Origin of the sequence: Paenibacillus sp. AR247, assembly GCF_002968895.1 — a bacterium.
Lineage (GTDB): Bacteria > Bacillota > Bacilli > Paenibacillales > Paenibacillaceae > Paenibacillus_AQ > Paenibacillus_AQ favisporus.
On sequence record NZ_PCZT01000012.1, the window covers coordinates 433,826 to 455,524 of the forward strand.

General features: G+C 54.0%; 24 protein-coding genes and 1 pseudogene. 21 read left to right on the forward strand and 4 right to left on the reverse strand.

Features of this window, described 5'->3' with window-relative positions:
* The first annotated feature begins 74 nt into the window (after positions 1 to 74).
* From yidD to CPT76_RS23500, 6 genes and pseudogenes are all read left to right on the forward strand, one after another.
* Positions 75 to 356 (forward strand): membrane protein insertion efficiency factor YidD, encoded by a 282-nt coding sequence (yidD, locus tag CPT76_RS23470; RefSeq protein WP_105444620.1) that lies wholly within the window; start codon positions 75 to 77, stop codon positions 354 to 356.
* 447 nt (positions 357 to 803) lie between these two features.
* Positions 804 to 2,664: pseudogene (gene metG, locus CPT76_RS23480) on the forward strand (methionine--tRNA ligase).
* A gap of 253 nt (positions 2,665 to 2,917) precedes the next feature.
* The gene (locus CPT76_RS23485; RefSeq protein ID WP_105444736.1) at positions 2,918 to 3,877 is read left to right on the forward strand and encodes a metal ABC transporter substrate-binding protein; all 960 of its coding nucleotides are present in this window, start codon (positions 2,918 to 2,920) and stop codon (positions 3,875 to 3,877) included.
* A 76-nt stretch (positions 3,878 to 3,953) separates the two neighbouring features.
* Positions 3,954 to 4,661 carry a metal ABC transporter ATP-binding protein gene (locus tag CPT76_RS23490; protein WP_483870075.1) on the forward strand — a complete coding sequence of 236 codons (708 nt, stop codon included), beginning with the start codon at positions 3,954 to 3,956 and terminating at the stop codon, positions 4,659 to 4,661.
* A 56-nt stretch (positions 4,662 to 4,717) separates the two neighbouring features.
* Positions 4,718 to 5,521, forward strand: a complete 804-nt coding sequence (locus CPT76_RS23495; RefSeq protein WP_076170170.1) for a metal ABC transporter permease — start codon at positions 4,718 to 4,720, stop codon at positions 5,519 to 5,521.
* Positions 5,522 to 5,534: 13 nt separating this feature from the next.
* Positions 5,535 to 6,248, forward strand: coding sequence for a cytochrome c biogenesis CcdA family protein (locus CPT76_RS23500; RefSeq protein WP_076169995.1), 714 nt, complete (start codon positions 5,535 to 5,537; stop codon positions 6,246 to 6,248).
* Here the strand turns inward: CPT76_RS23500 and splB are convergent.
* Complete coding sequence (splB, locus tag CPT76_RS23505; protein ID WP_105444622.1) at positions 6,245 to 7,315, reverse strand: spore photoproduct lyase; 1,071 nt, start codon at positions 7,313 to 7,315, stop codon at positions 6,245 to 6,247. The two genes, CPT76_RS23500 and splB, sit on opposite strands and share 4 nt — an antisense overlap.
* 203 nt (positions 7,316 to 7,518) lie before the next feature.
* Between splB and mntR the strand changes: the two genes are divergently transcribed.
* The 3 genes from mntR (at position 7,519) to CPT76_RS23520 (ending at position 10,696) form a co-directional block, all read left to right on the forward strand.
* Positions 7,519 to 7,944 carry a transcriptional regulator MntR gene (gene mntR, locus CPT76_RS23510; protein WP_076169997.1) on the forward strand — a complete coding sequence of 142 codons (426 nt, stop codon included), beginning with the start codon at positions 7,519 to 7,521 and terminating at the stop codon, positions 7,942 to 7,944.
* Positions 7,945 to 8,205: 261 nt separating this feature from the next.
* Entirely contained in the window at positions 8,206 to 9,696 is a 1,491-nt protein-coding gene (locus tag CPT76_RS23515) for a family 10 glycosylhydrolase (RefSeq protein WP_105444623.1), read from the forward strand.
* 79 nt (positions 9,697 to 9,775) lie between these two features.
* Positions 9,776 to 10,696 (forward strand): patatin-like phospholipase family protein, encoded by a 921-nt coding sequence (locus CPT76_RS23520; RefSeq protein ID WP_105444624.1) that lies wholly within the window; start codon positions 9,776 to 9,778, stop codon positions 10,694 to 10,696.
* A gap of 85 nt (positions 10,697 to 10,781) precedes the next feature.
* Here CPT76_RS23520 and CPT76_RS23525 read toward each other — a convergent pair whose 3' ends face one another.
* Together CPT76_RS23525 and CPT76_RS23530 are read right to left on the reverse strand one after the other, a co-directional pair.
* On the reverse strand, positions 10,782 to 11,102 hold the full coding sequence (locus CPT76_RS23525) for an MFS transporter (RefSeq protein ID WP_076170000.1): 321 nt from the start codon (positions 11,100 to 11,102) through the stop codon (positions 10,782 to 10,784).
* Between the two features lie 6 nt (positions 11,103 to 11,108).
* On the reverse strand, positions 11,109 to 12,104 hold the full coding sequence (locus CPT76_RS23530; protein WP_076170001.1) for a DUF1385 domain-containing protein: 996 nt from the start codon (positions 12,102 to 12,104) through the stop codon (positions 11,109 to 11,111).
* A gap of 129 nt (positions 12,105 to 12,233) precedes the next feature.
* Between CPT76_RS23530 and CPT76_RS23535 the strand changes: the two genes are divergently transcribed.
* From CPT76_RS23535 to CPT76_RS23555, 5 genes are all read left to right on the forward strand, one after another.
* Positions 12,234 to 12,743: a YqhR family membrane protein gene (locus CPT76_RS23535; protein ID WP_258168749.1), complete on the forward strand. Its 510-nt coding sequence runs from the start codon at positions 12,234 to 12,236 to the stop codon at positions 12,741 to 12,743.
* 81 nt (positions 12,744 to 12,824) lie between these two features.
* Positions 12,825 to 13,238, forward strand: coding sequence for a type II 3-dehydroquinate dehydratase (gene aroQ, locus CPT76_RS23540; RefSeq protein ID WP_105444738.1), 414 nt, complete (start codon positions 12,825 to 12,827; stop codon positions 13,236 to 13,238).
* 50 nt (positions 13,239 to 13,288) lie between these two features.
* Complete coding sequence (locus tag CPT76_RS23545; protein WP_105444626.1) at positions 13,289 to 14,365, forward strand: M24 family metallopeptidase; 1,077 nt, start codon at positions 13,289 to 13,291, stop codon at positions 14,363 to 14,365.
* Positions 14,366 to 14,405: 40 nt separating this feature from the next.
* Positions 14,406 to 14,963, forward strand: coding sequence for an elongation factor P (gene efp, locus CPT76_RS23550; protein ID WP_105444627.1), 558 nt, complete (start codon positions 14,406 to 14,408; stop codon positions 14,961 to 14,963).
* A gap of 312 nt (positions 14,964 to 15,275) precedes the next feature.
* Positions 15,276 to 16,529: an aspartate kinase gene (locus CPT76_RS23555; RefSeq protein ID WP_105444628.1), complete on the forward strand. Its 1,254-nt coding sequence runs from the start codon at positions 15,276 to 15,278 to the stop codon at positions 16,527 to 16,529.
* Positions 16,530 to 16,605: 76 nt separating this feature from the next.
* On the opposite strand, the gene CPT76_RS23560 is transcribed toward CPT76_RS23555, so the two are convergent.
* Entirely contained in the window at positions 16,606 to 17,343 is a 738-nt protein-coding gene (locus CPT76_RS23560) for a 2-phosphosulfolactate phosphatase (RefSeq protein WP_105444629.1), read from the reverse strand.
* A gap of 367 nt (positions 17,344 to 17,710) precedes the next feature.
* On the opposite strand from CPT76_RS23560, the gene CPT76_RS23565 reads away from it, so the two are divergent.
* The 7 genes from CPT76_RS23565 to CPT76_RS37725 form a co-directional block, all read left to right on the forward strand.
* Complete coding sequence (locus CPT76_RS23565) at positions 17,711 to 17,980, forward strand: YqhV family protein (RefSeq protein ID WP_373309594.1); 270 nt, start codon at positions 17,711 to 17,713, stop codon at positions 17,978 to 17,980.
* A gap of 78 nt (positions 17,981 to 18,058) precedes the next feature.
* The gene (gene spoIIIAA, locus CPT76_RS23570) at positions 18,059 to 19,102 is read left to right on the forward strand and encodes a stage III sporulation protein AA (RefSeq protein ID WP_258168750.1); all 1,044 of its coding nucleotides are present in this window, start codon (positions 18,059 to 18,061) and stop codon (positions 19,100 to 19,102) included.
* Positions 19,095 to 19,613 carry a stage III sporulation protein SpoIIIAB gene (gene spoIIIAB, locus CPT76_RS23575; protein WP_076170007.1) on the forward strand — a complete coding sequence of 173 codons (519 nt, stop codon included), beginning with the start codon at positions 19,095 to 19,097 and terminating at the stop codon, positions 19,611 to 19,613. The genes spoIIIAA and spoIIIAB overlap by 8 nt, the downstream gene beginning before the upstream one ends.
* Before the next feature lie 14 nt (positions 19,614 to 19,627).
* Positions 19,628 to 19,840: a stage III sporulation protein AC gene (gene spoIIIAC / locus CPT76_RS23580; RefSeq protein WP_105444630.1), complete on the forward strand. Its 213-nt coding sequence runs from the start codon at positions 19,628 to 19,630 to the stop codon at positions 19,838 to 19,840.
* A gap of 2 nt (positions 19,841 to 19,842) precedes the next feature.
* Positions 19,843 to 20,232 carry a stage III sporulation protein AD gene (gene spoIIIAD, locus CPT76_RS23585; RefSeq protein WP_076170009.1) on the forward strand — a complete coding sequence of 130 codons (390 nt, stop codon included), beginning with the start codon at positions 19,843 to 19,845 and terminating at the stop codon, positions 20,230 to 20,232.
* A gap of 17 nt (positions 20,233 to 20,249) precedes the next feature.
* A complete protein-coding gene (spoIIIAE, locus tag CPT76_RS23590) occupies positions 20,250 to 21,440 on the forward strand; it encodes a stage III sporulation protein AE (RefSeq protein ID WP_105444631.1) in 1,191 nt (396 codons plus the stop codon).
* 51 nt (positions 21,441 to 21,491) lie between these two features.
* A partial coding sequence (locus CPT76_RS37725) for a stage III sporulation protein AF (RefSeq protein ID WP_483870076.1) occupies positions 21,492 to 21,699 on the forward strand: 208 nt, incomplete at its 3' end.

The following is a 21,699-nucleotide window of genomic DNA, read 5'->3' on the forward strand; positions in this document are numbered from 1 at the left end:
AGACTGCCGGCAGCCTGCGGATGCGGGGCTGAGTGTCAATCCGGTGTCCGGGCGCAGCGGGGAGCATTAATGCCATGGGCGTATCCCGAAGAATCGTCCAAGGTCCCATCGTCATTTACCGCAAATACATTTCGCCGTTAAAACCGCCGACCTGCCGTTTCTACCCGACATGCTCGGCGTACGCAATGGAAGCCATCGAGGTGCACGGGGCCGCCAAAGGATCCTGGCTCGCCATGAAACGGATCGCCAAGTGCCATCCGTTTCATCCGGGGGGCGTGGATCTGGTTCCCCCGCGGAAGGAGAAGGGGGGCGCAGGCGGCCCTCATCCTTCCGAAAGCGAGGGACACCTGACTTGACACGCGGCATCCGGGTTCAGTATATTATGGAATATATGACATTTCCGAGGAACGGATGAGTACGAGAACGGTAGCTTATTGCAGAGAGCCGGGGCAGCTGAGAGCCGGTATAAGCGAAGTCTCCGAAGATGGTCCGGGAGGAACCGCTTTCGAGCAGCATTCTTAATTAGAGAATGCGTAAGGGAGCGGCGTGATCCAGCGATAATGGACAGTGCGCGGCTGAGACAGGCCGGTACTGATGGAGCCTGCCGCCTGTGAAGGCGCAGGGAATTTGGGTGGTAACACGTGAGGAATCTCTCGTCCCATTAGGGGCGGGAGTTTTTTGTATCCTCGGGGCCCCCGCACAGTACCTGAACAGGGTATCACAGCAAAAGCCCCACTTCGTGGGGTTATTTTGTGTTCACACAGAAGATACAGGAACGCCGATTTTGGAAAGGAAGATGAACGATGGCTGACAAGAAAACATTTTATTTGACGACGCCGATCTATTATCCCAGCGACAAGCTGCATATCGGGCATGCATACACGACCGTGGCCGGCGACGCGATGGTTCGTTACAAGAAGCTGCGCGGCTACGATGTGCGCTATTTGACAGGAACCGACGAGCATGGTCAGAAGATCGAGCGCAAAGCGGCTGAAGCAGGCAAAACGCCGCAGCAGTTCGTCGACGACATCGTGGCGGGGATCAAGGAGCTGTGGAAGAAGCTCGACATCTCCAACGACGACTTTATCCGGACAACGGAACCGCGCCATACGAAGGTCGTTCAGGAAGTGTTCGAACGCCTGCAGGCGCAGGGCGATATCTACAAGGGCGAGTACGAAGGCTGGTACTGTACGCCGGATGAATCGTTTTTCCTGGAACGGCAGCTCGTAGACGGCAAATGTCCGGACTGCGGCCGGCCGGTGGAACGCGTGAAGGAAGAGAGCTATTTCTTCCGGATGAGCAAATATGTGGACCGGCTTCTCCAATACTATGAGGACCATCCGGACTTTATTCAGCCGGTGTCCCGCAAGAACGAAATGATCAACAATTTCATCAAGCCGGGACTGGAAGACCTGGCGGTATCCCGTACGACCTACGAATGGGGCGTCAAGGTGAAGAGCGATCCGAAGCACGTCGTTTACGTCTGGATCGACGCGCTGCTGAACTATATCACCGCGCTGGGGTACGGCTCGGAAGACACGAGCCTGTTCGACAAATACTGGCCGGCTGATGTTCATCTCATGAGCAAGGAAATCGTCCGCTTCCATACGATCTACTGGCCGATCATCCTGATGGCACTGGACCTGCCGCTGCCGAAGAAAGTGTTTGCTCACGGCTGGCTGCTGATGAAGGACGGCAAGATGTCCAAATCGAAAGGCAACGTCGTCGATCCGGTCACGCTCATCGACCGTTACGGTCTGGACGCTCTCCGCTATTACCTGCTGCGCGAGGTTCCGTTCGGCGCGGACGGCACGTTTACGCCGGAGAGCTTCGTGGAGCGCGTCAACTCCGATCTGGCCAATGACCTCGGCAACCTTCTGAACCGTACGGTGGCGATGGTCGACAAATATTTCGAGGGCCGGGTTCCTGCGTACCGCTCCGGCGTAACTCCGTTTGACGCGTCGCTCGAGGAAGCGGCCAAGGATGTTTACGGAAAAGTTGAAGAAGCGATGGAAAATATGGAGTTCTCCGTTGCGCTGACGGCCATCGGCCAGTTTATCAGCCGCAGCAACAAATATATCGATGAAACGCAGCCTTGGGCGCTGGCAAAAGATGAGGCGAGACGCGAAGAGCTGGCGTCTGTCATGACCCACTCGTCGAAAGCCTGCGGATCGGACTCGATCCTGCTGCAGCCGTTACCCGATCTTCCCGCGCCTGGACGCGGAAGAAGAGGTGGCGTACATCAAGCAGGCAATGACCGGATCCGAAGCTCCCGCGAAGGAAGCGGAAGCCGGCAAGGCGGCCGAAGCGGCTGCTCCGCAGGAAGTGCCTGAGCTGAAGGAAGAAATCGGCATTGAGGATTTTGCCAAGGTCGAACTGCGCGTAGCTCAGGTTATCGCCTGCGAGCCTGTCAAGAAAGCCGACAAGCTGCTCAAGCTGCAGCTGGATCTCGGCTTCGAGCAGCGGCAGGTCGTGTCGGGCATCGCGAAGTTCTATACGCCGGAAGAGCTGGTCGGACGCAAGGTCATCTGCGTCACCAACCTGAAGCCGGTGAAGCTGCGCGGCGAGCTGTCGCAGGGCATGATTCTGGCGGCATCCCAAGGCGATCAGCTGACGCTAGCGACGGTGCCGGACAGCATGCCGAACGGAGCGGTCGTGAAGTAGGGCGCGAAGTATAGTGCACCTATAAGTAAGTATGGTCGATAGGAAGACGGAATCCCGTTAGCAGCGGGCTTCCGTCTTTTTGTCGTCCAGGTATATCGATCTCTTGGGAGACACGACAAGCTCCAAAGAACTCCACGGCAGGTATCGTTCGCTTTCCTTTGGTAATTTTGCACCCAAGGTTGACAAATAAAATAAGCCCATTCATAATCTTATTAGTAAAAGTTACGATTAGTGGGAGCGTACATCTGTGAATATGAGAAATGTGATCAAGCGGATTCTGGCGCCTTCGTTTCTTCTGATGGCCATGCTGGTTTTTGCCGGCTGCGATAACTCAGGGAACGCACAGCTGGATCCGGATAAAGTGAATGTCATTACGACGTTCTATCCGATTTATGAGTTTGCCAAGGAAATCGGCGGCGAGGACGCCAACGTCATCAATTTACTGCCGGCGGGCGTTGAACCGCATGATTGGACGCCGCGGAGCCAGGATATCGTGAACACGTCCAAGTCGCAATTGTTTTTATATAACGGAGCCGGACTCGAAGGCTGGGTACCGAATTTTCTGAAAGGGCTGAACCGGGACTCCAAGGTGAAGGCCGTTGAGGTCAGCCAGGGCATCCAGCTGATCGAAGGCGAAGAAGACGGCGGGCATGATCTCGAAGGCGAGGGCATGGGGACCGGACACAAGCATCACATCGACCCCCACACCTGGGTCAGCCCGAAATCGGCCATCATTATGGCCGAGAACATCAAGAACAGCTACGTGGAGGCCGATCCGCAGCATGCGCAGGCTTACGAAGCGCGGTATGCAGAGCTCAGCCGGAAGCTGCAGGAGCTTGACCGCAAGTTCGAGACGGAGCTGTCGCAGGTTCCGCATCACAAAATCGTCGTATCCCATCAGGCCTTCGGCTACTTGTGCCGCGATTACGGCTTGGAGCAGCATCCCATCATGGGCTTGTCGCCGGATGCCGAGCCCCGGGCCCGCGATTTGGTGGAGCTGTCGAACCTGGTGAAGTCGGAAGGAATCAAATATATCTTTTTCGAAGAGCTGGTCTCCGACCGGCTGGCCAAAACGCTGGCTTCCGAGACCGGAGCGACGGTGTCCGTCCTGAATCCCCTCGAAGGACTGACGAAGGAGGAGCAGGAGAAGGGCGACGACTATTTTACCTTGATGGACAAAAATTTGCATAATCTCATTCTCGCATTACAATAAATGAAGCAACTAACAGAAAGGCGGATTTCGCATGTTTACGCCGATGATTGACGATTGTCATCAACCGATTATCGAGATGGAGAACATCTCCTTTTCATACAGGGACCAAAAAGTCATCCACGATCTGAACTTTACCGTGAAAGAACGCGATTTTGTCGGCATTATCGGCTCCAACGGGGCGGGCAAGACGACGCTGCTGCGGATGATCGTCGGCCTTCTGCCCAGCGGCCAGGGCAGCATCCGGCTGTTCGGCCAGCCGATCCGCAGGTTCAAAGACTGGGAGCGGGTAGGCTATGTCCCGCAGAAAAATTCGTTTAACCCGTTGTTTCCGGCTACTGTTCGCGAGGTGGTCCTTTCCGGGCTGTACAATAATAAAAACCTGTTCCGCCGGGTAAACAGACACATGCAGCAGCAGTGTGACGATGCGCTTGAGGTGATGCGGATTCAAGACATTGCCGGCAAACGGATCGGTGAGTTGTCCGGCGGTCAGCAGCAGCGTGCCTTCCTGGCGCGGGCGCTGATCAACAACCCGGATCTGCTCATACTGGACGAGCCCACGGTGGGCATTGACGCGGAGACACAGGCCGGATTTTTCGAGCTGATTACCCACATGCACAGGCATCATCATATGACGCTGCTGATGGTGTCGCACGATATGGACATGATCGAGGGATATTTGGGCGAGAAGCCGAAGCAGAAGAACGGCAAGATCGAATTTTTCGTCAGACATTCCCATGAGATTCAGGACTGCGAGGTTCAAGACCTGCAGCACTCATTGTCATAAAAGCACGATCGTTTACAACATATTAAAAGCATCCGAAGGAGTCGTTATTGTTGGCTATAGAAATTATCCTCAGTGATTTTTTTCAAAGGGCGCTTGCCGGCGGTCTGCTGATCGGGATCACCGCACCGCTGATCGGCATTTTTCTCGTGCTGCGGCGCCTGTCCATGATCGGGGACACGCTGGCGCATGTCACGATCGCCGGGGTGGCGCTCGGTTTTCTGATTAATCTGTATCCTCTGGGGGCAGGTCTTGTATTTGCGGTTCTGGCTTCCTTTGCGATAGAAAAGCTCAGAAAAGCTTATAAAAGCTATGCCGAGCTGTCGATAGCGATCATTATGTCCGGCGGCGTTGCGCTGGCTTCTTTGTTTTTCACACTCGGGATGGGTTACAATACAGATGTGATGAGCTATTTGTTCGGCAGCATTTATACGCTGGATACCCAGGATCTGTACGTGGTAGGGGCTGTGACGCTGGTCGTCGTGGTCGTTATTACGCTCTTTTTCAAAGAGTTTTTCCTGCTGAGCTTTGAAGAAGACGCCGCAAGCGTAAGCGGTCTGCCTGTGCGCATGATGAACATGCTGATCACCGTCCTGACGGCCCTCGTCATCAGCACGGCCATCAAAATCGTCGGCGCTTTGCTCGTATCGGCACTGCTGACCATTCCTGTCGCTATCAGCCTCCTGATCGCCAGAAGCTTCAAATCTTCCGTCATCCTGTCGGTGGTCATTTCGGAGATTGCGGTTGTGGGGGGACTTGTGATTGCCGGCGTTTGGAACCTGGCTCCGGGAGCAACCATCGTGCTGCTGCTGATTGCACTGCTGATCTTGACGATGGCGGGCAAGAAGGGATTATCAACGTAGGAGGTACTTGTCCTTGTCAAACTTGAATATATGGCTTGCCTTCTTCGCCGGACTGGCTTCCTTTATTTCTCCGTGCTGCCTGCCGCTGTATCCGTCCTACATTTCCTACATTACCGGAATGTCGGTACAGACGCTGAAGACGGAGCAGAACAAAAAAGAAGTCCGTTACCGGACGATGAGTCATACGCTGGCCTTTATTTTAGGTTTTTCCGCCGTATTCTATACGCTCGGGGTCGGAGCCGGCTTGTTCGGCAGCTTCTTTAACAACAACCGGGATCTGATCCGCCAGCTGTCGGCGCTGTTAATCATTTTGATGGGGCTGTTTCTGATCGGCATCTTTCAGCCGCGCTTTTTGATGCGCGAGTTTAAGATGGATCTGAAGTTCAAGCCCGCAGGTTACATAGGTTCTTTTATTTTCGGGATCGGCTTTTCTGCCGGATGGTCTCCTTGCGTTGGCCCGATCCTGGCGGCAATCATCGCTTTGGCAACGACCGAACCCGGTGCTTGGTTTCCGCTGATTACGGCCTATACCGTCGGATTTGCCATTCCATTTTTTGTGCTTGCCTTCTTCATCGGGTCCACCAAGTGGATTGTGAAGTACTCGGGGATGATGATGAAAATCGGCGGGGCGCTCATGCTGTTTATGGGTGTACTGCTGTTCACGAATCAAATGACCAAAATTACGATTTGGCTGCAGGCCATCACGCCCGAATGGCTTAAGTTTTAGGTGAAGTAGTCGATGGTAGCTTCCGGAAAGTGCTCAAAAATCCGCTCTGTGATAAACTCGCGCAGGGCGTTTTGCTGTTCATCCGGGTACACGTATTTGAATTGGCCCCAGCGTCCCCATTTTTGCTTGCGCCTCGCGATATCCATCTCCAGCTTGGTTTTGGGATAGCGCTGCTCAATGATGTTTTTGGCGGTTTTCGTGAAGCGGTGCTGAATCATTTCGAACGTCAAATCCTTTGTTGCCTCGGCCGGGAGCGTATCCGCCAGACGCTTCAGAAGCTCGGCATAGCCGTCCTGCCAGCCGTCATACCAAATGATCGGGGCGATGATGAAACCGAGCGGATAGCCGGCCCTGGCGACCTTTCCCGCGGCCTCGATCCGTTCCTCGAAGTGCGAAGTGGACGGCTCGAAGTTGCGGATGACGTAGTCCGAATTGATGCTGAACCGGATGCGGGTATGGCCGTTATGCTTCAGCGAGAGCAGCGGATCGACATGATGATACTTGGTCACGAACCGGAGTCTGCCAAATTCTTCGCCGGCCATGAAGGTAATCAGCTCTGCGAGGGAGCCTGTAATATGCTCCAGTCCCACCGGGTCAGAAGTACAAGCGGCTTCAAACCGGGTGATTTCCGGCGCGCGTTCCTCGATGTATTGCTTGGCGGCGCCAATGATATCGGGTGTGTTCACATAGACACGGACATAGGGCTTGGCCCCGAGCGTCGTCTGCAGATAGCAGTAATGGCAGTGACCCATGCACCCGGTTGAGATCGGGATGGCGTATTCGGCCGAAGGCTTGGACTGGTCGAACTTCAGCGTTTTCCGCACGCCGACGACGAGCGTTCGTTTGGCGTTCCTATATTTTTCCTGATCGGTTTCGCCTGGTAAATTGGTGATCCGGTTATGAGAGCTGGTCATACGGTAAGGAATGTCTTTGGACTTGACCCATTCCATGATGTGCTGGCCTTTGGGATAGTTCAGCGCATCCGGTTCAAAATAAACAAGATCGGGGACAAACGGCTTGGTCGGCCGCAGCGTCCGCCTGGGCTTTTCTTTAACGCCAGTACCCATAGAACGGCTCCTTTCGAGGAAAATATGAGTGCTTCGGTTTAGTATGTGTGCGGGTAGCAGGGGCAAACCGTGGCAATTACTGATCAGGATGGGAAGCGCGGCAGGCGGCAGGACTTGCCAAGTCCTCTTGAGAACATGTATCATTACAAGAGCAGGTAATCGGGCCAGATGATTGACGTTTATTACAGAAAAGAGGGAATATAATGCCAACGCCCAGCATGGAGGATTATTTGGAGCGTATCTATAAATTGATTGACGAGAAGGGATACGCGCGTGTTTCGGACATTGCCGAAGGCTTGGAGGTTCATCCCTCATCCGTTACCAAAATGATCCAGAAATTGGACAAGGACGAATATTTGATTTATGAAAAATACCGCGGCCTTGTTCTGACTAGCAAAGGTAAGAAAATGGGCAAACGCCTGGTTGACCGGCATCAGCTTCTGGAGGAATTCCTGACGATGATCGGGGTTCAGCAGGAAAATATTTATGGAGATGTCGAAGGCATCGAGCATCACTTAAGCTGGGATTCCATAACGCGTATCGAGACGCTGGTGGAGTATTTCCGCCGGGATGGACAGCGTCTGGAGGAGCTGCGGAACATTCATAATGAATTGGTCAGCGATTCGTAAACAAGGCATCTGTCCGCACCCTCAAACGACAGGTGCCTCTTTCATTCCCAGCACGTAATCCGGTAATTTTTCGAGCCAAGACTGGCAAAATCCGGATTGCACACGCAGCAAAGGTTACAGCTTTTCTGCCCGATCGGTCGTTTGCGCTTTATACAGCAGATCATGATTCCAAGGTTGTCTGATGCCGGCTAGTGATCTCTAGAGAGCGCGAATGACCGATTTTTTTACCCGCAAATCTATCAATAGTGGAGGATTAGTAGAATGGCGTTTCGGAAGTTTCATAGGTGGATCGTGGCATCGCTGCTGTTGGTGCTGCTGATTCCGTTTACGGGGCAGCAGGCGAAGGCTGCAAACAACATCACAATGGTCCTGGACGGGAAGCAGCTGGTCAGCGATATCCCTCCGTACATCATGCCAAAAGTGAATGTGACGATGGTTCCGATCCGCGTGATCAGCGAAGGGCTGGGGGCGGATGGAGCCTCTGTCGCCCTTGATGCCTCCGTGCAGCTTCGGGGTGGCCGCGTGCTGGTCCCTCTCCGTTTTGTCGGCGAACAGCTCGGTCTGCAGGTAGACTGGGACCAGGTGGCAAAAACGATTACCTTAACATCAAGTGCTTACATACCTACCGAGCCGCCTGCTGAGGGCGGGGGAAGCAGCTCCAGCCAGCTCCGGGGAGCCTGGATCTCGACCGTGTACAACCTGGATTGGCCGACAACGTCCTCTTACGGCAAAATCGAGCAGCAGAAGCAGGAATATAGCGCTCTGCTCGACAAGCTGCAGGCCATGGGGCTGAACGCGGTGTTCGTCCAGGTTCGGACGGCCGGCGATGCGCTGTATCCGTCGGATCTGGTTCCGTGGTCGAAGGTGCTTACCGGCACTCAAGGCAAGGATCCGGGATATGATCCGCTCCAGTATATGATCGAGGAAACCCACAAGCGGGGGATGCAGTTCCATGCCTGGTTCAATCCGTTCCGGGCGAATCTGGACACGACCACAAGCAAGCTGGCGGCCAATCATGTGGCGGTTCAGCATCCCGACTGGGTCGTATCCGTCAATAACCAGCTGATCATCAACCCGGGTATTCCGGATGCGAGACAGCATATTATCGACGTCGTGATGGAAGTGGTAAGCAAGTACGATATCGACGGCGTTCATCTGGACGATTATTTCTATCCGTCGAGCGGAACGTTTAACGATGATGCTGCTTTCAAGGCATACAATACGCAGGGCTTGAGCAAAGCGGATTGGCGCCGTGATAACATTAACCAGTTCGTGCAGCAGCTGGGCCAGTCGATTCACGCGTCCAAGCCAGCCGTTCAGTTTGGCATCAGCCCGTTCGGCGTATGGCGCAACCAGTCTACCGATCCGACGGGTTCTGATACCAAAGCGGGCGTTACGGCGTACGACTCCATGTCCGCGGATGTGAGAACCTGGGTGAAGCAGCACTGGATCGATTACGTGGCACCGCAAATTTATTGGAGCATGTCCTTCAAGAACGCCCAGTACGACAAGCTCGTCGACTGGTGGGCGCAAGAAGTGCAGGGCACCGGCGTGGATCTCTATATCGGCCATGCCCCGTACAAGCTGGGAACTGCCGAAGCTGGGTGGCAGTCGGCGCAGGAGATCATCAACCAGCTTCAATACAATACCAAATACGACGCAGTCAAAGGCAGCATTTTTTACAGCGCCAAGGATTTGATCAAAAATCCGCTTGGCATCGTTCAGGCACTGACCGCCTATTACCAGCAATGATAAATTCATAGAACCTTGTCATGAATGAACCCCCGTGCTCATATCTTACTGTGGGATATTGAGACACGGGGGTTTTATTATGATCGTCAACGCGGTGTTCGAGGGCGGCGGAGTGAAAGGAATATCACTGGCGGGGGCTGTCAAGGCTGCGGAGCAAGCCGGCGTTGTGTTTAACCGGGTAGCGGGTACCTCGTCGGGTTCCATTGTGGCGGCGCTGTTGGCGGCAGGGTTTTCGGCCGACGAGATGAGCGAGATCGTGAAGACGACCCCTTTTGAGTCCTTTCTTCACCGCGCGCCCATATTCAGTACCAAAGTGATCGGACCCGCCGCGCGCTTGCTGCTGAAGAAAGGGCTGTATTCAGGGGAAGCGCTCGAAGTCTGGATCCACCATATTTTGGCGGCCAAAGGGGTCAAGACGTTTGCGGATATCCCACAAGGCAAGCTGATGATCATCGCCTCGGATATTACGAACGGGCGCATTCTGGTGCTCCCCGAAGACCTGGGCAAGCTGGGCGCCAACCCGTCGAGGTTTGCGGTTTCCAAGGCGATCCGGATGAGTACGAGCATTCCGTACTTTTTTGATCCGGTCATGCTGAGAATGACAGGCGAAGCGGCCAGGGGAAAATCGTTCGTCGACCAGTTTGTCTATATTGTAGACGGAGGGCTGCTCAGCAACTTCCCGCTGTGGCTCTTTGACGACGCTGCGGAAGGGGCCGGGCAGAAGCCGGTTCCGACGATCGGATTTCAAATGGTCGGCAGGACCACAAACAAGCCGCATCTGATCCGCGGGCCGATCAGCATGCTGCAGGCGATGTTTGAAACGATGCTGTCCGCTCATGATGAGCGGTACATCGAGCAGGAAAACCGTTTCCGGACGATCAAAATTCCGACTCTCGGCGTTGGAACGACGCAGTTTCATATTACACCGGAAGAAAGCCAGCAGCTGTATGAGTCCGGCATGCAGGCAGGGAAAAAGTTTTTTGCGGGCTGGAAGCCGTGACATCGAAGAAAAAATAAAAGGCATTCGCTGGTCCTCCTTTAGAAGGAGGGGCGAATGCCTTGTTTTTGATATTTTCAAACTGCGCTTAGTGGTATTTCGGTTGTTGATCGTCATTCTTACCCTTTGAGCCTTCAATCACCTGGAAAGGGTAATTTTTGCGCTTGGCCGAAGATTGACCGCGTTTGGACGCATTGTATTTCTCCATCGTCCGCTGGGACGGCTTAACCTTGGGCCGCTTGTTGTAACGGGCAGGCGGGAATTTGTACAGCAGGAAAACGACACCGAACACGATCAAGGGCACAAGCAAATTCATAAGCGATCCTGCACCGCCAAACAAAATGTTGCCGAGCAGTCCGATGGCTGCCAGTACAATGGCAATCCAGAAAATTACAGCCTGCCTTTTCATGTCATCTCATCCTTTCAGGGGATCCAAGACTCCGTTTCTCACAGGTTGTTCCGCCCCCGGAGCTTTCTCCATCTGGGCGTCAAGCTCAAGCATGCGGTTGAAGGAGGCGATGGACACCTCAACCTGGTCATCCTTCGGTTCCTTCGTCGTCAACAGCTGAAGCCAAAGGCCCGGGTAACCGAGATACCGCAGCACCGGTACGTCGCGAAGCGCGTTGGTCAGTTTCAGAAACTCAAACGAAATGGCGATGACGACCGGAAGCAGAATGATCCGCTGCAGAACCCGCTGCGTCATATTATCCCACGGAACGAGCGAATAAATCAGTACGCCCAGTACGATCGTCAGCATCATGAAGCTGCTGCCGCAGCGGTAATGCAGACGGCTGTGCTTTTGCACGTTGGCTACCGTCAACTCTTCACCCGCTTCATAGGTGCTGATCACCTTATGCTCCGCTCCATGGTACTGGAACAACCGCTTGATCACCGGGGTCTGGGAAATGCCCCATAGGTAAACGAGCAGCAGCAGCAGTTTAATGCCGCCTTCTATAAGGTTATGCAGGATATAGTTGTCAAACATCTTGCCGAAAATGAAATTCTCTAAAAATACAGGCACCAGCGTCAGCACCAGCTTGCCCACGAGAAACGAAAGCACGCCGACTGCGGCAACGCCGATAATCATCCCTAAGCTCCAGCCGGATTCTTCTTTCTGCTTTTGCTTGGCGCGCTCCTCCGGCTCCACTTCGTCATCCGCGTAGGATTCCGCCGAGTAATTCAGGTGCTTCGTACCTTTGGCGCTTGCATCTATAATACTGACAATACCTCGAAGGAAAGGGATTTTGCGCAATTTGCCGACCCAAGGCTTATCCTCGCGCGGCACCTCCAAAAATGTAATCTCCTGATTCTTCCGCCGCACAGCGGTGACATTGACGTGCTTACCGCCAAACATAACGCCTTCAATGACGGCTTGGCCACCGTAGCTGACCGTTTTGGATTGCTCCGACAAACAATTCACCTTCCCCGAATGATTAGTTGTGATGCCTTTATTGTAACGAATTTCCCGTGCGATTTCTAGTTGGATTAGCCCCGGGCCCAAATGAACATACTAAGAAAAACAAAAAGGGTGATATTCAAAGTGAGTTCACAGGGAGCTGCCTTCCGGCAGCATACGAATACTGGCCATACCAATCCGCTCAGCTTTTCGCTGGAGCTCGGCTTTTTTGCCGGGTTGCTCTGGGGGGCGGTCCACTGGGTTTTCCATTGGCTGCGTTTCACCATCGTCATCCCGGCCTTTTTGGCCGAGCCTTTCTTCAAGCATTCTTTTTTGAAAAGCGGGTCAGGAGATCTGCTTGGCTGGCTCTTTTTTATTGCGTTTTCCATGGTCGCGGCGGTCATCTATACGCTGCTGTTCCGGAAGCTGGCCGGTCCGTGGCCGGGTATTGTATACGGTATCTGCTGGTGGGCTGTCCTGTTTGTGGCGGGTCCCGCACTCGGTATGATGAATCGTCTCAACCATCTGACCTGGAACACGATCATCACCGAATTTTGCTTGTACCTGCTGTGGGGACTGTTCATCGGATACACAGCGGCTTTCGAATTTACGGATGAGCGCAAACGGGAACCCGGCAGGGCGAAGGCGCACTAGAGCAAAAAAACTTCTCAAGAAGACATCCCCTATGTTAAAATAGCAGATGGTTATTTGACGACAAAGGGTGGGAATACCATTTTGAGAACCATTTGGGTGATCAACGGACCGAACCTGAATCTGCTCGGACTCCGGGAGCCTGGCGTGTACGGCTCTCAAAGTCTTGCGTCGATTGAAGAAGGCCTGCTTGAGAAAGCGGAGGCCCTGGGCGTGTCCGTCACATTTTATCAGTCCAACCATGAGGGAGATATCATTGACAGGATCCACGCCGCGCTGGGTCATGCCGACGGCATCGTTCTGAATCCGGGCGCGCTGACTCATTACAGCTATGCCGTCCGGGACGCCATCAGTTCCGTTAAAATTCCGACGGTGGAAGTCCATTTGTCGAACATTCACGCAAGGGAGACGTTCCGCCATACTTCCGTGATTGCTCCCGTGGCCGTAGGTCAAAGCATGATGGCACTGCTGCGCCACTTGGAAAGTCAGGGACAGTAGTCGCTGCCTCTTTCCCCGGGGAAAGCTGTACATGAGAGAGGAGTGTAACGATGAGCATCAATCGAGTGAACAAGCTGCGTGAAGCGATGCAGCAATCCAATGTGGAAGCCATGTTTGTAACCAGTTCCATTAACCGCCGTTATTTGACGGGATTTACCGGTTCATCGGGATACGTCCTCATCACTTTGCATGATGCGTACCTGCTGACCGACTTTCGTTACATGACCCAGGCACCGCAGCAAGCGAAGGGATTTACGATCGTCGAGCACGGGCCGAAGGTCACGGAAACGGTAAAGGAGCTGTTGATTTCCGCAAACATCGGCAAGCTTGGCTTCGAGCAGGATGACGTATCTTTTGCCGGATACACCGCTTACGCGGAGCAGCTTAAGCCAATCAAACTCGTGCCGGTTTCCGGCCTTGTGGAGAAGCTTCGTATCTTCAAGGATGAAGAAGAGTTGAAGGTGATGCAGAGAGCGGCGGACTTGGCCGACGATACGTTCAAGCATATTCTCGGGTTTATCAAGACGGGAATGACGGAGCGGGAAGTCGACCTGGAGATGGAGTTTTACATGCGCCGCCACGGTGCCACTTCATCCTCCTTCGATACGATCGTCGCATCCGGAGAGCGTTCCGCCATGCCGCACGGGGTTGCCAGCGAACGGGTGATTGCCGGAAACGAGCTCATCACGTTCGATTTCGGCGCATTGCTTGACGGATACTGCTCCGATTTGACGCGGACGATTGCGATCGGGGATCCGGATCCGAAGCTTAAAGAAATTTATGACATTGTGCTGGAAGCCCAGCTCCACACACTTCAGAACATCAAGCCGGGGATGACCGGCCGCGAAGCGGACGCGCTTGCACGCGATATCATCACGAAGTACGGCTACGGCGACAATTTCGGCCACAGCACGGGGCATGGCCTCGGCATGGAGGTTCATGAAATGCCTCGCCTGTCCAAGCTGAGCGACGATGTACTTAAGCCGGGTATGGTCGTGACCGTGGAACCGGGTATTTACCTGCCGGGTCTCGGTGGCGTGCGCATTGAAGACGATATTGTGATCACGGAGACGGGAATTGTGATCTTGACGCATTCGTCTAAAGATTTCACCGTATTACCGGCGTGATAAATGCAATATATACTTAAACCTTTAGGAGGGCATTTCAGTGATTTCAGTTAACGATTTTAAAACAGGTCTGACGGTGGAAGTCGATGGCGACATCTTTACCGTTCTCGATTTTCAGCACGTTAAACCGGGTAAAGGGGCTGCCTTCGTACGTTCGAAGCTGAAAAACCTCCGCAACGGCAACACCGTTGAGCGCACATTCCGCGCAGGTGAAACGATCGGCCGTGCCATCATCGAAAACCGCGGCGTTTCTTATCTGTATGCAAGCGGTCAAGAGCATACGTTCATGGACAACGAAACCTACGACCAGTTCACGCTGGACAGCAATCAGCTGGAGTGGGAACTGAACTTCCTCAAAGAGAATATGAACGTGAATATCGTCAGCTACCAGGGCGAAATTCTCGGGATCAACCTGCCGACCAGCGTCGAGCTGAAGGTTGTTGAAACCGAGCCGGGCATTAAAGGAAATACGGCTACAGGGGCGACGAAGAACGCGAAGCTGGAAACCGGCCTGAACGTTCAGGTGCCTTTGTTCATCAATGAAGGCGATGTGCTTCTGATCGACACCCGTGAAGGCAAATATATCTCCCGCGCGTAAAGCCGGCGATAGAATTGCTTAACACCCGACAGGGCTAAGCCGATCCTCCTTTCCTTCTGAAAGGAGGATTTTTTGTATAATCCCATGAAAAAACATTAACAATCGGGCATACTTTCGTATTATACTAGTTTAAAGCGTAAAATTAGACAGTTGTCAGCATTTTGCAACATGAGATCCTGCTTTTTTCACCATGGCCAGTCTATTGGCGAAAAGGGTGCTGATCGCATATAGAAATAGGATCGGGCGGTTTTACCGGCGTGGGAAATGATTGCATAATGCCCAGTTGTACAATGAGTGGGGAGTGAATCGAAGTTGTCACTGTACGTCATGAAATTCGGAGGCAGTTCCGTCGGAGATATTGAGCGCATGCAGCGCGTGGCCCGACGTATCGTCGAGAAACAGGACGAAGGACACCAGTGTGTAGTAGTCGTTTCCGCGATGGGGGATACGACGGATGATTTGATCGATCAGGCGATGCTGCTCAATCCAAATCCGCCTGCACGCGAGATGGATATGCTGATGACCACCGGGGAGCAGATTTCCATGTCGCTTCTGTCGATGGCCATTCATCAGCTCGGCCGCAGCGCCGTTTCGCTGACAGGCTGGCAGGCGGGATTCCGGACAGAGCCGGTGCACGGCAAAGCGAGAATCATGGATATCGTTCCGGACCGGGTGATTGGAGCCCTGCAGGAAGGAAACATCGTGATCGTGGCCGGATTCCAGGGCATGACCGAAGAAGGGGAAATCACGACGCTCGGCCGCGGGGGATCCGATACGACAGCCGTTGCGCTGGCTGCGGCGATTAGCGCCGACGTGTGCGAGATTTATACCGACGTGGACGGCATTTATTCGACCGATCCGCGAATCGTGAAATGCGCCCGCAAGCTTGAGGAAATTTCTTATGACGAAATGCTGGAGCTGGCCAACCTGGGGGCGGCCGTTCTTCATCCGCGCGCGGTGGAGTACGCGAAGCATCACCAGGTGAAGCTCGTCGTCAGATCCAGTTTTAACTATAATGAAGGCACGGTTGTGAAGGAGGAAACCAGCATGGAGCAGGGAGTAGTGGTAAGCGGTATCGCTTATGATAAAAATGTGGCCAGAATCAGTATTTTGGGAGTGGAAGACGTTCCCGGCGTTCTTGCCACGGTGTTCGGAGCGCTCGCCGGCGCCGGCATCAACGTGGACATCATCGTGCAGAGCGGCGTTCAGGACGGCAAGGCGGACTTTTCCTTTACCACCTCTCTGTCGGAGAGCGGCCAGGCACTTCAAGTCATCAAGGATTTGAGATCCACCCTTCCGTACCGTGAAGTCACCTCGGAAGACAATCTGGTCAAGGTATCGATCGTAGGTGCGGGCATGATCAGCCATCCCGGCGTTGCCGCCGAAATGTTCGATGTCATTTCCAAGCAGGGCGTCAGCATTAAAATGGTCAGCACGTCCGAGATTAAAACGTCCTGCGTCATCGAAGGCGGCAATCTGGAGCAGGTCGTCAGTGCGCTTCATACCGCCTACAACCTCGATACCGATGCGCAGGTGTTTGTGGGAGGCCCACAGGACCGCCGCTAGGTCAGAATGCAAATACTCATACAAAAAGCCGTCCCCACAGCAGGGGGCGGCTTTGTTTATTTCAGCGCGGCTCGGATTATCCGCGGTCCGCAGCAATTGCGAACAACGGCGTCAGGATCATTTCCGACTTGGCATACGGCACGACAGGGACCGTGTCGATCCCTGTGCAGTATTCGACGTCATGCGTAAATCCCAGCTTGACCAGCTGCTTCGCCGCGCATCCTTCCATTACGGTTTCAAACAGGGATCCCTTGCACTGCCGGTACGCATGCTTCATCGCTAGGCCCAGATCATTCAGCTGAAGCGGCGCTTCCGAAATGGACTCCATCGCATCGATGATCATTCCCGCGCACAGGCCATCCTCCAGCGAAAAATCGTTGCGGCATCCCGAGCACAGCAGGATGGCATCTTTCCCGAACGATAACAGAGCTGACGCACAGGCCGTCCCATTCATAAATGAAGCGGCAAATATTCTGGCGGCTTTATGGGATTTGAGCAGCCCTCGGGTCCCGTTCGATGTGGTCAGCACCACCAGCTTTCCGGCAACCTCAGGGGTCATATAATCATGCGGCGAATTCCCGGCCTGAAAACCGGGGATTTTTTTATAATACCGTTCTCCACCGACAAACGTTTGGTCTCCCCGCATCTGCTGGGCTTGAGGAACCGTCTCCACGGGCATCAGCCCGGTAGCGCCTTGGGCCAGAGCCGTGATCATCGTACTGGTTGCCCGCAGCACGTCAATCACAACGGCGCTCTTGTGCACAAACTCCTCCGATCTTACTTCGTCCACATTGGCAATGACATCCACCCGCATGGATAAATCCTCCTTATGCATCTGTAAATAATACGACACCTCTTTCAGCTGCTTAGCCCTGAAGATGCCGATGGTTGAACGGTCCTCTCTTGGTCGGCCGGATGCAGGCAGTTTGTCTGCAGACGGATCCAACCCAGGCAACTGACAAGCGGATAGGTATTTCACCAAACAATATATGCAAGCCCGGAGCATTTTGTTCCGAATATAGGAGTTATTAAATAGAGGCTTTGACTTGACTCTTTTGATAATCAGTGCGGCAGCTCCTTTTTGCCAAGTTATTTTCCGTATCTTTCTTGTAAAAGACAACTAAAAAAAGAGAGTCCCGCATATCTATGAGGTTAGAAGTACAATCTCGCAAAAGGGGGTCATTTTAGTGGACAAGTTCGTGCTCAGCATGGCTACGCTGCGTTTTATCTCCGGAAGTCTGGAAATCGCCGCCGCGCTGCTGATGCTAAAGCTCGCTCAGGTAGATAAGGCGCTGGCGGTCAATTCCCTGCTGGCATTCGTCGGGCCGACGGTGCTCATCCTGACGACTTCCATCGGGCTCATCGGCGTGGCTGATAAGCTCTCCTGGGGAAAGATGGCGTGGATCTTTTTCGGCGTGTCCTGTCTCTTAATCGGCATTCTCAAAAAATGATAGATTACAGTGGTCATAAATTTAGGGGCCAAGCATAGACATAAGTAAGAAAACATCTAGTAGTTTATCCATCAGAAGTTGAACAAGCTTGCAGGAGAAAGGCAGCACGGGGGTGGTCCTATTACAAATCCAAACTGGCTGGAGTTATTTCCGGAGCCGGTCAAATCGATCCTTCACCAGCTCCCTCACCATATTCTGAGCGTCGTGGAGGAGGTACGCATCCGTGAAGGAAGGCCGCTGGAGATCAACGGCGCAGGCTCACACCACTATGTTACGGAACAAAGCACGCTGACGCTGGATGCGGACAAGGCGTACAAGCCGCAGCGGGAGGTCAGCCGAAGGCTGCTCGATCTGATCAGCAACCATTCGCTGTACACGATGGAGGAAGAGCTTCGCAAAGGCTTTATCACCATTCCCGGCGGACACCGCATCGGCTTGGCAGGTAGAACGGTGCTTCACGCCGGACATGTCGAGCATATCCGCGATATCAGCGGATTCAATGTGCGGATTGCCCGGGAAGTGAAGGGTGCCGCTGACGGCATCCTCCCCTTTCTGATCGATAGGGAAGGAAACAGGATTCGGCATACACTTCTGCTCTCGGCACCGCAGCAGGGCAAGACGACCCTCCTGCGGGATTTGGCGAGACAGATCAGCAGCGGGCTCCCTGGGTTTGGCAAATCCAGCCTGCCGGGGATGAAGGTGGGCATCGTCGACGAGCGTTCCGAGATCGCCGGCTGCCTCAAAGGCGTGCCGAGCTTTGACGTCGGACCCCGCACCGACGTGATGGATGCCTGTCCGAAGGCGGAAGGCATGATGATGATGATCCGGTCCATGTCGCCGGATGTTCTCATGGTGGATGAGATCGGCCGGGGAGAGGACGCCGAATCGGTGACGGAGGCGCTGCATGCGGGCATTACGGTCGTCGCCACGGCGCATGCCGGCGGCATCGAAGAGCTGAAGCACCGGCCCGCCCTGGCCGGGCTCATAGAAACCGGAATGTTTGAGAGGTACGTTCTTTTAAAAAGGAAGGCACAAGGGTTAAGCTGCCGGATCCTCGACCAGCAGCACCGGCCGCTACAGCTTCAGACGGGCAGCCAGAGAGGGGTGAACTTCCTTGCTTAAACTTTTTGGCGCTGTGCTGATTCTGCTGTCCGGCACACTGGCCGGATTCCATCAGGCCAGGCAGTTTGCCAGCCGGCCGAAGCAGATCCGGGAACTGATTCTGGCACTGCAGCGGCTGTCGACCGAAATCACCTATGGATTTACCCCACTTCCGGAAGCACTTCGCAAAATAGCGGATCAAATGCGGGAGCCTCTCCATACCTTTTTTCTGAATGCAGCACGTGAGATGGGACCGGCCACAGGATTGACTGCCCAGGAGAGCCTCCAGCGTTCTCTCCATGAGAACTGGAAGCGGACCTCCATGAAGGCACCTGAACGCGAGGTGCTGCATCAGCTCAGCTTCACGCTCGGGACAAGCGACCGGCAGGACCAAATCAAGCACATCCAGCTGGCCGTCGAGCAGTTGAAGCATGAAGAAGCAACAGCCAGGGACGACCAGGCCAAATACGAGAAGATCAGTAAAAGTCTCGGGCTGCTCATCGGAGCATTGATCGTTATTTTGATCTTTTAGCGAGGTGCCTAGGAATGAACTTTGAAGTGAACGCAATTTTCCAGATTGCGGGAATCGGCATCATCATTGCCATGATTCACACAGTGCTGAAGCAAATGGGAAAAGAGGATATGGCTCATTGGGTGACGGTCATTGGTTTTGTCGTGGTGCTGTTCATGGTCGTCCGGCTGCTCGATAACCTGCTGCAAGAGATCAAAACCATCTTTTGTTCCAGTAGGGGTTGCTAACCATGGAAATTATTCAAGTGGTAGGCCTTGGGCTTCTGTCCACGATTCTGATCCTCGTCATCAAGGAGCACAAGCCGATGTTCGCTTTCGTCCTGGCCGCCGCGACCGGCGTGCTGATCTTCATGTTCCTGATCGGCAAAATCGGTATGGTGATCCAGGAGCTCCAGCGGCTGGCCGAGGCATCGGGAGTCCAGATGATCTACCTGAAAACGATACTGAAAATTATAGGGATCGCTTATATCGCCGAGTTCGGGGCGCAGCTCGTCAGAGACGCCGGGCAGGAAAGCATCGCTTCCAAAATCGAACTCGCGGGCAAGGTGCTGATCATGGTGCTTGCTATCCCCATTATCGGCATTATCATCGAAACGGTGCTTAAGCTGCTGCCAGCCTGAAGGAGAGGGGTGAAGACATGCCGGGACTGCAGAGGCTGCCGGACAAGATGCACATCGTTATTTTGTTTATCGTGTTCATGGTGGCAGGAATCACCCGGGTCTTTGCGGCTTCACCCACGGATCAGCTGATCCAGAGCCAGGCGGAGAATTTGCCGAAGGATCAGGTGGAGAAGTACTGGGACACCTTGATGAAGGAATACGGGGGATTTTTTCCGGACCAGAAAACACCATCCTTCATGGATATGCTCCTTCCCGGCGGCAGCGGCTTCAGTCTCAAATCGGTGCTGACCGCGGCAGGGACCTTTATGTGGCATGAGGTGCTGTACAACGGCAAGCTGCTCGTCACGATCGTCATCCTGAGCATCATGAGCATGATTCTGGAGACGCTTCAGGCGGCTTTTGAGAGGAAAACGGTGAGCAAAGTCGCATACGCCCTATGCTATATGGTTATTATCGTGCTAGCCATCAACAGCTTCAACGTCGCGATCGGTTATGCCAAAGAGGCGATCGACCGGATGATCGACTTCATGATGGCGATGGTACCGCTGCTATTCGCGCTGCTGGCTTCGATGGGCAACATCGTCACCGTGTCGGTTACGCATCCGCTGATCATCTTCATGATCAATACGATCGGAACGTTGATCCACGTCATGGTGTTTCCGCTGCTCTTCTTCTCAGCCGTGCTTCATCTGGTCAGCTCGCTGTCGGATAAGTACAAGCTGACGCAGATGGCGAACTTGCTGCGCAACATCAGCGTGGGGCTGCTCGGGGTGCTGCTGACGATCTTTCTCGGCGTTATCTCCGTGCAGGGAATCACGGGATCCATCACCGACGGGGTGACGATCCGGGCGGCCAAATACGTCTCCGGAAGCTTCATTCCGGTCGTCGGCAAAATGTTTGCAGATGCCACGGACACGGTGATCTCGGCATCGCTGCTGGTGAAAAACTCCATCGGTCTGGCAGGCGTCATCATCATCCTGTTCCTTTGTGCCTTTCCGGCCATCAAAATCCTGACGCTTGCGCTGATCTACAAAGTATCGGCAGCCATCATGCAGCCGCTCGGCGATTCCCCGATCACCGCCTGCCTGGACACGATCGGCAAAAGCATGATTTACGTTTTTGCAGCCCTGGCGGCGGTCGGACTGATGTTTTTCCTGGCGATCACCATCATGCTGACGGCTGGCAACGTGACCGTCATGATGCGGTGAAGGGAGGGGAAGCCCGTGGAATGGCTTGGAAACTGGCTGAAAGAAGTCATCATGGTTGTGCTGCTCGCCACCTTCGTTGATATGCTGCTGCCAAGCAGATCCATGGAACGATACGTCAAGCTGGTCCTAAGCCTGCTCGTGCTGGTCACCCTGCTGAATCCGCTGATCCGGATCGTGACCGACGACCCGCTCGACAAGCTGAGCGCAGCGATCAGCAAGATGGACCGGCAGCCGGGAGCAGCGGCTCCAAAACCNGCCT

Coding starts and splice junctions, on each gene's coding strand:
- yidD (WP_105444620.1), top strand. CDS start 75: ATGGGCGTATCCCGAAGAATCGTCCAAGGTCCCATCGTCATTTACCGC.
- CPT76_RS23485 (WP_105444736.1), top strand. CDS start 2,918: ATGAGAAATGTGATCAAGCGGATTCTGGCGCCTTCGTTTCTTCTGATG.
- CPT76_RS23490 (WP_483870075.1), top strand. CDS start 3,954: ATGGAGAACATCTCCTTTTCATACAGGGACCAAAAAGTCATCCACGAT.
- splB (WP_105444622.1), bottom strand. CDS start 7,315: ATGGGTACTGGCGTTAAAGAAAAGCCCAGGCGGACGCTGCGGCCGACC.
- mntR (WP_076169997.1), top strand. CDS start 7,519: ATGCCAACGCCCAGCATGGAGGATTATTTGGAGCGTATCTATAAATTG.
- CPT76_RS23515 (WP_105444623.1), top strand. CDS start 8,206: ATGGCGTTTCGGAAGTTTCATAGGTGGATCGTGGCATCGCTGCTGTTG.
- CPT76_RS23520 (WP_105444624.1), top strand. CDS start 9,776: ATGATCGTCAACGCGGTGTTCGAGGGCGGCGGAGTGAAAGGAATATCA.
- CPT76_RS23525 (WP_076170000.1), bottom strand. CDS start 11,102: ATGAAAAGGCAGGCTGTAATTTTCTGGATTGCCATTGTACTGGCAGCC.
- CPT76_RS23545 (WP_105444626.1), top strand. CDS start 13,289: ATGAGCATCAATCGAGTGAACAAGCTGCGTGAAGCGATGCAGCAATCC.
- CPT76_RS23560 (WP_105444629.1), bottom strand. CDS start 17,343: ATGCGGGTGGATGTCATTGCCAATGTGGACGAAGTAAGATCGGAGGAG.
- spoIIIAC (WP_105444630.1), top strand. CDS start 19,628: ATGAACTTTGAAGTGAACGCAATTTTCCAGATTGCGGGAATCGGCATC.
- spoIIIAD (WP_076170009.1), top strand. CDS start 19,843: ATGGAAATTATTCAAGTGGTAGGCCTTGGGCTTCTGTCCACGATTCTG.
- spoIIIAE (WP_105444631.1), top strand. CDS start 20,250: ATGCCGGGACTGCAGAGGCTGCCGGACAAGATGCACATCGTTATTTTG.